The organism is Pseudomonas sp. MIS38 (genome assembly GCF_019891575.1).
Classification (GTDB): domain Bacteria; phylum Pseudomonadota; class Gammaproteobacteria; order Pseudomonadales; family Pseudomonadaceae; genus Aquipseudomonas; species Aquipseudomonas putida_A.
Window position 1 is genome coordinate 1 of the sequence record NZ_JAFLXF010000036.1, and the last position, 13950, is coordinate 13950.

Here is a 13950-nt window from a genome sequence, read left to right on the forward strand (position 1 = left end):
CCATCCCGAACTCAGAAGTGAAACGATGCATCGCCGATGGTAGTGTGGGGTTTCCCCATGTGAGAGTAGGTCATCGTCAAGATTAAATTCCAGAACCCCTGTCTGCTAACGCAGCCAGGGGTTTTGTCGTTTCAGGGCTCCCAAAACTCAGGCCGCTTTGCGAGCCTTGCTGATGCGCCGGGCCTGCCACTTGCGCCACCAGATGTAGACGCCAGTCCCCGATAGCCCCGCGATCAGAACCCCCAATACCGCGATGATCACTTGCCCGGTGAAGCCGATGATCCGTCCGCCATGTATCGGTAGTTGCAAGCGGTAAAACCGTTCCCCCAGTGTCCCTTGTCCGGCAATTTCCTGACCTAATAATCGCCCGTCAGTACCGTGGAAAAACAACCAGGATTTGCCATGCGCTTCAGTGTCGTGTTGCCCGAATCCTGCGCCGTAGAAGTTGTACTCAAAGCTGTAATACAACTCCCCGATCGCCGCTGTCAGTCCTAACCTCTTCCCCTCGACCAATGCCCTTTCGTACGCCTGTTGATAACTCAACTGTGTCACCCCCAACTCAGATGGAGGCATTCGCCCTCGAGCCTCATAAACGCTCGGCTCGATCGGTGAAAGCAGCGACACCGCCGGTTTGAAGACCTGACTGGGCAAGTTCATCGCGACACTGCTGACCGCAATCGGTAGCAACAACAACCACAGCCACAATCCACCGGCCCGGTGCAGATCGAAGTTGAGTCGATAAACGTGGCCGCCCTTGATCTTCCAGGCCGCCGACCACTTTTTCCAGAACGGCTTGCCACGAGGAAACGTCAGCCACAGCGCGATGAAACAATCGATCACCCAGGCGCTGGCAACCAGCCCCATCAACCACAAGCCCCAGTTTCCGGGCAGCGTCAAGTTGTAATGAAACTCAAGAATGAACGGAATGAAGTTCTCCCGGGAAAAGCAGCACTCGCCCCAGTAACGTTGGCCTTTCTGCTCGGCACTCACCGGGTCGAGATAGAACACCTGATTGCGCTCATCGAACGGTTTGCCGGTCGCCGGATCATTGCGCGGCACCGCCGCCAACATGGCGGTATGTCCCGCCTCCTGCGGATACTCCATGTACCAGACCTGCAGCTTCGGATGCGTGGTCTGCACAGCGTCGACCAACGCCCCGGGAGGCAATCGTTGCCCCTCAGATGAAGCCGCGTAGAACTGCGGATTCAGCCACTCATCCAACTCATGATTGAACGCAAGAATGCTTCCGGTGATCCCGGCCAGCAGCAAAAACACCGCTGTTGCCAGCCCGATATAGCGATGCAACAACACCAACAATGCGCGCATGAGAATTTCCCCACAGAAGCGACAAAGCCAGCCCCTGAAAACAGGGGCTGGCTTTTTTATGCACAAGGCAAAGGTTTAGAACTGGTAGCTGACCGTGGCGGCGACGTTGCGCTCTTCGCCCATGTAGCAGAAGTTCAGACTCGCGCAGGAGGCTACGTAGGATTCATTGGTCAGGTTGTTCGCGTTCAGGCGAACGTCGACGCCCTTCAAGCCGACCTTGCCCAGGTCATAACCGATGGATGCGTCGAACAAGGTGTAGGCAGGTACCTTCAGCGTGTTTTCCGCATCCGCCCAGCTGTAACCGACATAACGCACACCACCGCCCAGGCGCAGGCCGTCGAGTGCGGCACTGTCGAATTTGTAGTCAGCCCACAACGACGCCATGTGCCGCGGTGCCTGAGTCGGCGAGTTGCCTTTGTTCTCGATCACATCGGTCGGCGTGCTCAAGGTGCTGACCATCGACTTCGAGTACTCGATATCGGTGAAGGTGTAGCTGCCGAGTACTTTCAGGTTGTCGGTCAACTGCATGTGCGCTTCCAGTTCCAGCCCTTGCGAACGGACAGCGCCTACCGCGCGGTAGAAGTTTTCCTGCGGCAGTTTGGTCGCCAGGTTTTCTTGATCAATGCGGAACAGCGAGGCGGTGAACAGGTTGTCGGTGCCCGGCGGCTGGTACTTCAGGCCGACTTCCCATTGCGTCCCGTCAGTTGGCGGCAGAGGATTGCCGGCGCTGTCGGCATACGAGTTCGGGTTAAACGACTCGGAGTAGCTGATGTACGGCGCCAGGCCGTTATCGAACAGATACAACGCACCAGCGCGGCTGGTCAGTTTGGTGCGGCGGTCGTTGATTTCCGTGCCCACCGGACGGCCCGCTTCGGCGATACGGTTCTCATCCGACGTCTCGACCCAGTCCTGACGCAGACCCAGCGAAAACCGCCATTGGTTCATCTCGATCAGGTCTTGCAGGTAGACCCCGGTCTGCTCCAGGCGCCGCAGGTAACTGGTGTCGCCGTACATATCGATCGCCGAGTTGCCATAGACCGGGTTGAACGCATTGATCGGCGCCAGACCGCCGCTGGTCCAGTCGACCACCGTTTTGCGCCGCTGATAGTCCGCACCCATCAACACGGTGTGCTTGGTAGCTCCGGTGAAGAATTCGGCCTGCAGCATGTTGTCGACGATGAACGCATGCAGACGTTCATCGCCGCCGGTGTAGTAGCGGTTAAGTTCGTTGCTGGTTGGCGTCGTCCAGCCATAGGCGTAAACCTGATCCATGTTCACTTTGGAGTCGAGGTAACGGAAGTTCTGCCGCGCCGTGAAGACATCGTTGAAGCGATGTTCGAACTGATAGCCGAACGATTGCTGATCCCGCGAGTAGCCATCAATCCCCGGCTCGCCCTCGAAGAAGTGCGGCGGGATGCGGTTACCGTTGCGCTGATGAATCGTCCCGTCCGCCGGCACGCCGCCGTGGTAGCCGCCATCCGGATCATGTTGCAGATACGCCTGCAGTGTCAGCGAGGTGTCTTCAGTGAAATCGATACTCAGGGTCGGGGCGAGGGCGAAGCGTTTTTCCTTGTTGTGGTCGAATTGTGTGTCGGACTGATCCGACAAACCGGTCAGACGATAGGCAATGCGCTTGTCGTCATCGACTGGGCCGCTGAAGTCAAACCCGACCCCGCGCTGACCTTGGGTACCGACCGTGGCCTGAACCTGATGATAGGCCTCGTACAACGGCTTTTTGCTGGTCAGCGCCACCAGGCCACCGGGCGAACTGCGGCCATACAAGACCGACGACGGGCCTTTGAGAATATCCACGCGCTCGAGGAAATACGGATCGACCTGCATGGTGCTGTAGGTCCCGCTGTCGCCCATCGACTTGAGGCCGTCGAGGTAGATGTTATCCACCGAGCCATCGTTGAAGCCGCGCATCGCCACATAGTCGTAGCGATGGGTCGCCCCGTAAGGGTTGGTCAGCACGCCGGGGGTATAACGCATCGCCTGGGAGACGGTTTGCGAGCCTTGATCGTCCATTTGCTCGCGGGTGACCACGGACACGCTTTGCGAAGTTTCCAGCAACGCGGTACTGGTCTTGGTGGCGATCTGGCTGTGGGTGGCGTTGTAGCCTTCCATGCTACCGAGTGCGTTGCCGAGGGCGAAACCTTTGATATCGGTGGTTGGCAGTGCCAGCGCATCGGTTTCACTGACAGGACGCAGGACGTAGCTGCTGCCGTCCTGGCTGACTGCTTCCAGGCCCGAACCGCTAAGCAAATGGCTCAACGCCTGATCAGTTGAATATTCGCCCTGTACGCCCGGAGACTGTTGTCCCTGCGTTTGCTGCGGAGTCATCGCCAGGGTAATGCCGGCCTGACGGGCAAACTGGTTCAGCGCTTCGCCCAGCGGGCCGGCGCCGATGCTGTAGCGATGACTGCTCGCTTCACTGGCAGGGGCGGCGACGCTCAGGCCGGGCAGCGCACCGGCACCCAGAACGGTGGACAGCAGGGCGGCGCGAACGGCGTGGCGCAGCAGGCCCGATTCGGCAGTGAAATTCAGCGGTTTCTTACAGGTGAGGCGGACAGTCATTGTCGGTTTCCGTGGCAAGTCGCAAAGGCTGAGTTGAAGTGCTTACTGACCAAGCCGGACTTGTCGCGAAAACCCGCCAAAATAATTTCAGGCCACCGCCTCGAGTGTGACCCACCATCGGGTGCGATAACGCAATTGCACCGGCAGGGTCTGCGGCAGGATGGCCAGCAGCGTGTCGGTGTCCTCCAGGCGGAACACCCCGGACAGGCGCAAGTCCGCCACCTGCGGCGCGCACGTCACAAAGCCCTGACGATAACGCCCGACTTCATTGAGGAAATCGCCCAGGCGCATATTGCGGGTCACAATCAAACCGTCGGCCCACGCGCCCACGTCCATATCCAGTGGCGCTGCCGGGCGCACCTGATGATGATCGATCAGATAGGTCTGCCCCGCGAGTGCCTCGACGGAGGTTGCGCCGCTGCGGATGAAGACGCTCCCGGAGCTGACGGTGAGCCGTGTGCAATCGCTGTCCTGACGCAGGATGAAGCGGGCTTTTATCGGCTCATAAATACCATGACGACTTTGCACGCGAAGTGGCCGGTTGAACGTCGCGCCTTCATCGTTACCGCCGCATGTGACGATGATTTCGCCGCGAGTGAGTTTGATCAGCCGCTGCTGCGCGGTGTAGTCCAGATCCACTGAGCTGGCAGTGTTCAGCTCGATCCGCGTGCCGTCGGGCAACTGGAACCCGCGACGCTCGCCGGTCGCCGTAGCGTAATCAGCGCGCCACTGCTGCCAGACGGAGGTGTCCTTGGCCAGCCACGCCGCGGAGCCCATCAGCACCGCGCCAGACAGCAGCTTCAAGGCTTGTCGCCGCCCCAGCCCTTGCGCACTGTTTTCCAGCGTATTGAACGCCACGTGCGCGCCGGGCACTGCGCGCAGGTTATGGCTCAATTCCGCCTGCAGCGACTGCACGCGCTGCCAGGCCAGTTCATGTTCATGATGTTCGGCGCGCCACGCGTCGCACTGATGACTCAGGCGCGCATTGCCATGGTTGTTACGCAGCCGCAGCAACCAGTGGATGGCTTGCTTGACCACCTGTTGCTGCGGCTCGGCGCGGCGCGCGACTGAGTTGTTATCCACAGGCATCAACTTGCGTACCGCAACACGTAGCAGTGATACAGCGCATCGGCGACGTAACGTTCGACGGAGCGCAGTGACAAGCCCATCTGCGCGGCGATCTGCTTGTGGGTCAAACCTTCGCACTGCGCCAGCAGAAACGCCTGACGCACTTTCGGTCGCAAGCCTTCAAGCATGCGCGCGATGCTCTCGAGCAACTCGATTACCAGCGCGCGGGTTTCGGCGCTTGGGGTTTCGGCTTCGGGCAAATGGGCGATGGTTTCGAGATAGGCGCGTTCGATTTCTTCACGACGCCAATGATCGATCACCAGGCCACGGGCGATGGTGCGTAAAAATGCGCGAGGCGCCTTGAGTTCCAGGCGTTCGCTGCGCTGCAACAGGCGGACGAAGGTGTCCTGGGCCAGATCTGCGGCATCCGCGGCATTGCCCAGCCGCGCCCGCAGCCAGGCGTTGAGCCAGCCGTGATGACTCCTGTAAAGCGCCTGCACTGCAAACTCAGGTGAGGACATGAACGCGACAGCCCGAACGTCACAAATGATAATTAGTCGCATTTTTATCAGGGGCTGCGAATTTTGCAACCTCTGCTCGGAGATCCAGCAAAAAAACTTCGTGGCGAACGCTCTGGCACGCCGTTCGGCGGGAATCTGACAGAAATGCAGGCCATTTCCCACGCAGCCCTAAGATTTCCGTGAATGGTGCCGACAGACTGGTGAGACATGCGTGCACCAAAGTAGAGCGGCCGTCAGAACGCCGCCTGCGCTGTACATGGAATGTTGCATCCCGGAACGCATCCCCACTTTTGCATAAGAAGTCCCATGAAATGAATCTCAAGTTCAGCCATAAAATCCTGTTGGCAGCCTCGGGCGTCGTGGTCCTGGCTTTCGCTTTGTTCACCCTCTACAACGACTATCTGCAGCGCAACACCATTCGCCAGAACCTCCAGTCGTCTGTGCAGCAGGCCGGCGATCTGACCGCCAGCAGCGTGCAGAACTGGATGAGCGGGCGAATTCTGGTGCTGGAAAACCTCGCGCAGAACGTTGCCCATCAGGGCAAGGACGCCGACTTCCCGGGGCTGGTCGATCAACCGGCCTTTACCTCGAACTTCCAGTTCACCTACGTCGGTCAGGCCAACGGAGTATTCACCCAGCGCCCTGACGCGAAGATGCCCGACGGCTACGACCCGCGTCAGCGCCCTTGGTACAAGCAGGCCGTGGTCGCCGACAAAACCATGTTGACCCCGCCATACATGGCGGCGGTCGGTGGTCTGGTCGTGACCATCGCCATGCCGGTGAAAAAGAATGGCGAACTGCTGGGTGTGGTCGGCGGTGACCTGAGCCTGGAAACCCTGGTGAAGATCATCAACTCGGTGGACTTCGGTGGCCTCGGCCACGCATTCCTGGTCAGCGGTGACGGCCAAGTGATCGTCAGCCCGGACAAAGACCAGGTGATGAAGAACCTCAAGGACATCTACCCGAACGCCGGCGTGCGCATCGAGAAGGGCAACCAGAACGTAGTGCTCAATGGCCAGGAACGCATCCTGTCGTTCACCCCGGTCAGCGGTTTGCCGAATGCCGATTGGTACATCGGTCTGTCGATCGATCGTGACAAGGCCTACGCCGCCCTCAGCCAGTTCCGTACTTCGGCGCTGATCGCGATGTTCGTCGCGGTCGCGGCGATTGCGCTGCTGCTGAGCCTGCTGATCAACGTCCTGATGCGTCCGCTGACCACTATGGGCCGCGCGATGCAGGACATCGCTCAAGGCGAAGGCGACCTGACCCGTCGTCTGGTCGTGGCAGGCAAGGATGAGTTCGCCGAACTGGGCAGCGCGTTCAACCAGTTCGTCGAGCGCATTCACGCGTCGATTTCCGAAGTGTCCTCGGCTACCCGTCATGTGCACGACCTGTCGCAACGGGTAATGGCCTCGTCCAACGCCTCGATCATCGGTTCCGACGAACAAAGCGCGCGCACCAACAGTGTGGCCGCCGCGATCAACCAGTTGGGCGCCGCCACTCAGGAAATCGCCCGCAACGCCGCCGACGCTTCGCAGCACGCCAGCGGCGCGAGCGAGCAGGCCGATGACGGTCGTCAGGTGGTCGAGCAGACCATTCAGGCGATGACCGAGCTGTCGCAGAAGATCAGCCTGTCATGCACCCAGATCGAAACCCTGAATGCCAGCACCGACAACATCGGCCACATCCTCGATGTGATCAAAGGCATCTCGCAGCAGACCAACCTGCTGGCACTCAACGCGGCGATTGAAGCGGCCCGTGCCGGTGAAGCCGGGCGCGGTTTTGCGGTGGTGGCGGACGAAGTGCGTAACCTCGCGCATCGCACCCAGGAATCGGCGGAAGAGATCCACAAGATGATCACCTCCTTGCAGGTCGGTTCGCGTGAAGCGGTGACCACCATGAACGCCAGTCAGGCGTCCAGCGAAGAGAGCGTGGAAGTGGCCAATCAGGCCGGTCTGCGCCTGGTCAGCGTGACCCAGCGCATCGGTGAAATCGACGGCATGAACCAGTCGGTGGCCGCTGCAACCGAAGAGCAGACGGCGGTGGTGGAAACCCTCAACGTCGACGTCAACCAGATCAACCTGCTGAACCAGCAGAGCGTCGCCAACCTCAATGAAACGTTGAAGGATTGTGATGCGTTGTCGCAGCAGGCGAATCGGTTGAAGCAGTTGGTCGATAGCTTCAAGATCTGATTTTCAGATTCGAGACCGCGTTATCGTTGATCGCGAGCAGGCTCACTCCTACAGGGGAACGCATTCCAACTGTAGGAGTGAGCCTGCTCGCGATTGCGGCAGATCAGTCACTGCCAAACCGAAGCCTTAGACAAACAGCTTCAGCACATTCCCCATCGCATCATCGGCGAACCCCTGCACGAAATCCTTGAACCCCGGCAGCACCTCCTCCCCACCTGAAGCCGGCTCGGCAATGATCGTCCAGGTCGCCCGCGACTTGCCCGCCCCCAAAGATTCCACATTCATCGCCGCCCACAGATTGGCCACACCCAGCGTGTTGTAGATCGTGGTCCAGGTCATGGCCCGTGCCTGCTCATCGCGTGAGTTGAGTTGTTCGACCACCACGTTGCCGTCCTTGAAGAATTTCTTGCGCAGCGAAGACACGCCGTCGCCGGTCATGTCGATGTGCGACAGCGCCGGAATGAATCGGTCGAAGCCTGCGAAATTGCCGACCACCGCCCAGACCTGCGCCGCGTCCGCCGGCACTTCCACCGACGACACAACGTGGCAGCCGTGCGGGTTTTTGATCAGGGTGTCGGGTTGCAGATTGCTCATGGTGTTGCTCCTTTTTGGGTGAACTAGATGAAGTTGATCTGTTTCAGGTAATCGCAGCCGCGACGCAGCAGTGCCGGAGATTTTTCCGGGTAGTGCGCGCCCATCTGTTGCACGCCGGCTTCAGCGTTGGCGTGGCCGATCAGGGAGATGTCGCCGATGTCTTCCTCGAAGCCGTTGAGGTAGAAACCGAGCACGCCGAACAGCGCGTTGTCGGCATCGACCCGGCCCAGTTGCTGCTGCCAGTCGGCGACGCTGACCAGCGAAAACTCGCTGCCGGTTTCGCGGAACGAGGCGACGTAGGCATCCCAACTCAGCGGTTCGGGGTTGTGCAGGTTGAACACCGCTCTTTCGGTCGAATAGCGGCTGGCGTGGAAGGCGATGAAACGCGCTAGAAAGTCCACCGGCATCAGGTCGAAATTCAGCGCAAAGGCCGGCACCTGACCGAGCTGGATCGAGCCTTTGAGCATCAGCATCAAACGGTTTTTGTGCGGCTGGCAGACGCCGCTCAGGCTGTTGAAACTGATGTTGCCGGGGCGATACAGGTTGACCCACACCCCCCGCTCGCGCGCCCGTTCGAGGACGCGTTCGCCGACCCACTTCGACAGGTTGTAGCCGTTGCGGATGTAGATCGGCGGGGTCGGCGCGGCAGGCAATTCGAGTACTCGGCCTTCGCCATCGACGGTGCTTGAAGCGGACAGCGTCGAGACAAAGTTGAAGACCTTTTTGCTGCGTCCTTCACACAGGCGCAGCAGCTCGAAAATCGGCTCGACGTTATCCGCTGCCAGCGACTCGTAATCGAGCACGTGGTTGACGTTGGCGGCGTTGTGCACCAGTGCGCCGAACTCGCGATCGAGGCGCTGATAATCGTCGTCGGTCAGGCCCAGTTGCGGGCGGGTGAGGTCTGCCGAATAGATCCGCACCCGACTCAGATCCAGGTGCTCGAGGCGGTTCTCACGCAGCGCCTGAGCAAACCGCTGCGCCGCGGTTTGCCCGCCGCCGTCACGCACCAGACACGCCACCTCGCTGGCGCCCCAACCGAGCAGCGCTTCGACGATGTGCACGCCGACAAAGCTGTTGGCGCCGGTGACAATCACCTTGTGCACATCGCCCAGGCGACTGATCGGCAGCGGCTCGATGTTCAGCGGGCGTTCGGCGTCGGCCATGGCCTGGGCGCTGAGCACCGCGCTGTCATCGGTACCGCGCACCAGCGTCGCGAGTTTGATGATGGTCGGTAATTCGATGAAGCGGTTGATCGAGATGCTGCGCCCGAACTCCTCACGCAAGCGCAGCAACATCCGCGACAGCAGAATCGAATGCCCACCGAGATTGAAGAAACTTTCGTCGGTGGAAATATCGCTGCTCGGCAACTCCAGCAGTTCCGCCCAGATCTCCAGCAGCAACGCTTCGTCAGCGTTTGCCGGCAGGCATTTCGGGCCGCTGTCCTGCACGCTCACCGGCAGCTCCAGCAACGCCTTGCGGTCGACCTTGCCGTTGCTGGCGAACGGCATCTGCGCCAGTTCAGTCCACGCCACCGGTTGCATGTAGTCCGGCAGAAACTGCTGGGCATGCGCCTTCAACAGATCGCGGGCAGCGTCCGACTGCGGCTGCGCAAGGAACGCCAGAATCCGCCGCTGATGGTCGATCACCACCGCCACCTGGCGGTACAACTGGCTCTCGCGCAGGCAGCGCTCGATCTCTTCCGGCTCGACCCGGAAACCGCGAATCTTCACCTGATTGTCGCGTCGTCCGCACAGCTCGATGCCATGTTCGCCCCACTTGGCCATGTCGCCGCTGCGGTAGGCGCGCAAGGTCTCACCGTGCGGCAGTTGCAGGGTCAGATAGCGCTCGGCGGTCTGCTGCGCATTGTTCAGATAGCCGAGGCAAACGCCGGGGCCGACGATGAACAATTCGCCGACGGTGTTATCCGGCACCGGTTGCAGATCGTCATCGAGAATCAGCACCTGACTGTTGGCAATCGGTGCGCCAAGAGTGCGGTTGCTGTCACCCGGTTTGAGCTGGCGAGCGGTAATCAGTACCGTCGCTTCGGTGGGGCCGTAGAGGTTGTGCAGCTTGCCCTGACGGGTCAGTTGCTCGATGACGAAGGGCTCGCAGACGTCGCCGCCGGTCATCACTTCGACGCCATGCAAATGCTCCAGCGGCAGGATGCTCAACAGCGCCGGCGGCAGGAACGCGTGGGTCAGTTGCCGGCGGCGGATCAACGCCACCAACTGCAGCGGATCGCGGCGTTGAGTGTCATCGGGCACCACCAGTTCGGCGCCTTCGAGCAGCGTCGGAAAGATATCGATCAGCGATGAGTCGAAGCTCAGCGAAGAGAACTGCAACACCCGGCTTTCGGCGCGCAATTGCACGTAATCGGCGTACCACGCGGTAAAGTGCGCGAGGTTCGCCTGGCTCAGCAGTACACCCTTCGGATGCCCGGTGGTGCCGGAGGTGTAGAGCGCCATGCACGGTGCTTCAAGCGTCGGCCGTTGACGCATCAACGGTTGGCTGAGATCGGCGTCGGCACTGTCGATATGACTGACATCCAACCCGGGCATCGACTCACCGAGCGGATGCTCGCCGTCGTGCAGCAACAACACCGCGCCGGCGTTTTGCAGGATGTATTGCTGGCGCTGCAAAGGATGACTCGGCTCGAGCGGCAGATACACTGCGCCACTGCCGAGCACCGCCAGAATCGAGGCGAACAGCGCCGGGCTTTTCGGCTGGCAGATACCCACGATCCACGGCTGCGGATGCTGCTCTAGCAGTGGCTGCAGACGTTGCTGGATCGCACGGCTGTGCGCGTGCAACTGGCGGTAGCTGAGCGAGTGCTCGGCCAGGTGCAGCGCCGGTCGCTCGGCGTGTTCGATCAGGCTGCGTTGCAGGCGTTCGATCAACGGCGTCTGCGCCTGTTGCAACAATGCCGGATGCGTCGTGGCGTTGAGGCGATGGACGTAAGCCAGACTGTCGAGAAACGACAGGTCCTCCACCTGTTCAAAGTCCGGCGCCGTGGCCGGCAATGCCTGCTGAAAATACTCGGCATCGCGGGAGAAACGGCTGACCAGCAGCGCGACTTCGTCTACCACCTGCGTCAGCAATCGCTGGCGCAGTGCCTGACCATTGCCGGACGGCTCATCGCCAATCGGCACACGGCTGATCAGTGACGAGCCGAGGAAGCACAGCAGGTCGAGCGTCGGTAAACCGCCAAGGCGCTGCGCAGCGATACCCAGGCGCAGATGCAGGTGCGGGATGGCGCAGAAATCGCCGGCGCCGATGAAGCCATCGTCGATGATCAGATCTACTGGCGATTGCGCCGCGCCGCTGCGCCGTAAGGAGTGACCGTGTTGTTCGAGTTCCTGCGCCAGGTCGGTCATGGCCTGGCTGGCGCCAATCAATAAAATGTCGAGACGTCTCATGTCGGCCTCCTCATCAAACCAGATAGTCACGCAGGGCGTGCTGCACGCAGGGCGTGTCGAGCAGCGAGCTGTTGTGGAAAAACCGCACGATGTTGCCCACCAGCGGATGGTGGCGATTGATCGGGAAGGCCAACCCGGCCATTTCGTCCTTGAGCGAGCGGCGCACTGCCTCGCTGACCGGCAAGGCGTCGATCAGGCGCAGATCGAAGGACTTCTGGATGTCGTTGGTCAGGTAATGGCCGATGAACACCGGCAGGATCTGCGCGATGGTTTCCCGGTCCGCGTCATTGGCGGTGTGCCAATAGATGCGCACCATGCGCGCCCAGAAACTGGAGTGCCGGCCCTCGTCGAGCAGGTGATCGGCCATCAGCCCTTTGATCGACGGCTTGACCGTGTCGTCCCGGGCGAATGCGGCGACGTCACCAGTCACGGTGTTCTCGGCGATGGCCACGCAGATCAGTTCCACCGCGCTGCGCAGGTGTTCGGGCGCCAGTGCCACAGCGGCAGGAATTGCCCGGCTCAATTCGATTTCAGTGGGCAGTTCGATCGGCTCGATGCCGGTCATGGCTACGGTCTGCTGCATGAAGTCCATCGCCACCAGCGCGTGGTAATCCTCGTCCACCACCACGGTCATGGCGTCGTAGCGACAGGCGAACGGGAACGGCACGGCGAAGCGATTCTTGGCGATGGCGCGGGCGGTCTGGTCGACGATTTCGGTTTCGAAAATCACCACGTCGTTGATGAACTTGTACAGCGTCTGCACCAACGCAAAATCACGCTGCTGCGGGCACTCGCGCAGGAAGGTTTCGCTGAGCACCAGGGGCTGGCGGCTCAGCGGATAGATCAGGCGTTCATCGTCTTCCAGAACACGCCGTGGCCGGGTGCGGATGGTGGCGCGGGTTTCCCAGGCGTCGGCGAAGGATTGATAGTCGGCGGCGTTCATTGGGCCACCTCCGCCAAAGGTTCACGCATGCTCAGACGCAGGCCGTCCCACAGGGCGATGCGGCTTTCCACGGCCGCGATGGCGCTGGCGTAGACCTCGGCTTCACGCTGCGGATCGCCATCGACCAGGCGCTCGAGCAGTTGCTCTGCCGCCGGGCCGTGATCTTCGGAGTCGACCTCGATGTGGCGCTCCAGGTAATAGCGAAAGGTGGGTGCCTGTTCGATGCCGATCCCCCAGTCATCGAGGATGCGCTGGAACATCGTCGGGATTACGCTTTCGCGGCCATGCAGGAACGCGGCGGCGACACTGTGGCCCGGTGCGTGCAGCGCGGTGTGCAGCGTCTCGCGCACAAATTTCGCCGCTGCCGGATCAACCTCAACGCTTTGCAGGGCGACGTCGTAACTCACGCCTTCCTGTTGCAGCGCGACAAACCGTTCGACCGCCGTGGTGCTCGCACCGACTTCGCGCATCGCGTCCAGGTACAGCTCGAAATGGCTGTAATGGCCGTGGGCGGGACGATCATCCGACTCTTCGCCGAGCACGATCTCGTTGATCAGCCGCGCAGCATGCGGATCGCGTGGCGGTAACCATGGCAGCCGCGTACAGGTCAGTTCCTGCTGCAGGCGCTTGGTCAACGACATGAAATCCCACACGGCGAAGACGTGGGATTCCATGAACCGGCGCAGTACCGATAACGAATCGATCTCGGTAAAGATCGGGTGAACGCTCAATTGCGCTTTTTTCAGGGCGAGTTGTTCTTTAGTTGGCATCATGGCGAACCTCGGTGTTATTGGAATAGAGGGAGTTGCTCGTTCAGTGCATCAACACGGACTTGATAAGTTTGAAATGTTTTCTATTGGCGAACGCGGGCCTCATTCGGATTAATGAAAGTTTGCAAAGTGCATGAAAGGCTCTCGACCATGCGTTGGCGAATATTTGCCAAAGCTATTGGATGACTGCGGAGCCGTGCCGTGTTTGCAGGTAGAACCTGCTCGGCGAGGAAAAGCTAATACATCGTCAAATAACTTAACAAGTTTATTTTTAATTATTTTTAGTTGTGTGTTTTTCAAGTATGAGTCGGCCCGGTAAAACTTTTGGTTTAAGTTTTACTTGGGCGTAGTTGCTCCTTTCGGCAAATAATGGCCAAAATTGAAGACAAGAGTGAATGCCTCACTCAAAGCAACTTTAAGAAGCGGAAATTGAATGTGATGTATAGGAATGAAAGTGGGCCGGAAACGGCGCCGTAACTTCCCTTTTTCCCGTGGCAAGGCTCCTTCCGTAGGTTCCTGGTGCGGGGACTGCGCCGGCGGTGC

The 13950-nt window shown here is 60.2% G+C and carries 9 protein-coding genes; 1 reads left to right on the plus strand and 8 read right to left on the minus strand.

The window, feature by feature from the left end:
• Positions 1-147 precede the first annotated feature (147 nt).
• From J1G18_RS26850 to J1G18_RS26865, 4 genes are all read right to left on the minus strand, one after another.
• Positions 148-1326 (minus strand): PepSY-associated TM helix domain-containing protein, encoded by a 1179-nt coding sequence (locus tag J1G18_RS26850; protein ID WP_223009391.1) that lies wholly within the window; start codon positions 1324-1326, stop codon positions 148-150.
• A 75-nt stretch (positions 1327-1401) separates the two neighbouring features.
• On the minus strand, positions 1402-3903 hold the full coding sequence (locus J1G18_RS26855) for a TonB-dependent siderophore receptor (RefSeq protein ID WP_223009393.1): 2502 nt from the start codon (positions 3901-3903) through the stop codon (positions 1402-1404).
• An 87-nt stretch (positions 3904-3990) separates the two neighbouring features.
• Positions 3991-4992 carry a FecR domain-containing protein gene (locus J1G18_RS26860; RefSeq protein WP_223009395.1) on the minus strand — a complete coding sequence of 334 codons (1002 nt, stop codon included), beginning with the start codon at positions 4990-4992 and terminating at the stop codon, positions 3991-3993.
• Positions 4992-5492, minus strand: coding sequence for a sigma-70 family RNA polymerase sigma factor (locus J1G18_RS26865; RefSeq protein WP_098966527.1), 501 nt, complete (start codon positions 5490-5492; stop codon positions 4992-4994). Before J1G18_RS26865 ends, J1G18_RS26860 begins: the two co-directional genes overlap by 1 nt.
• Before the next feature lie 311 nt (positions 5493-5803).
• On the opposite strand from J1G18_RS26865, the gene J1G18_RS26870 reads away from it, so the two are divergent.
• On the plus strand, positions 5804-7684 hold the full coding sequence (locus J1G18_RS26870; protein WP_098966529.1) for a methyl-accepting chemotaxis protein: 1881 nt from the start codon (positions 5804-5806) through the stop codon (positions 7682-7684).
• A 126-nt stretch (positions 7685-7810) separates the two neighbouring features.
• Here J1G18_RS26870 and J1G18_RS26875 read toward each other — a convergent pair whose 3' ends face one another.
• From J1G18_RS26875 to J1G18_RS26890, 4 genes are read right to left on the minus strand one after another with little or no spacing between them, the layout of a single operon-like run.
• Entirely contained in the window at positions 7811-8278 is a 468-nt protein-coding gene (locus tag J1G18_RS26875) for an SRPBCC family protein (protein WP_134785117.1), read from the minus strand.
• A 23-nt stretch (positions 8279-8301) separates the two neighbouring features.
• Complete coding sequence (locus tag J1G18_RS26880; protein WP_223009398.1) at positions 8302-11694, minus strand: amino acid adenylation domain-containing protein; 3393 nt, start codon at positions 11692-11694, stop codon at positions 8302-8304.
• Positions 11695-11707: 13 nt separating this feature from the next.
• Entirely contained in the window at positions 11708-12637 is a 930-nt protein-coding gene (locus J1G18_RS26885; RefSeq protein WP_135294687.1) for a diiron oxygenase, read from the minus strand.
• The gene (locus J1G18_RS26890) at positions 12634-13410 is read right to left on the minus strand and encodes a DUF3050 domain-containing protein (protein ID WP_135294688.1); all 777 of its coding nucleotides are present in this window, start codon (positions 13408-13410) and stop codon (positions 12634-12636) included. Before J1G18_RS26890 ends, J1G18_RS26885 begins: the two co-directional genes overlap by 4 nt.
• Between the last annotated feature and the right edge of the window lie 540 nt (positions 13411-13950).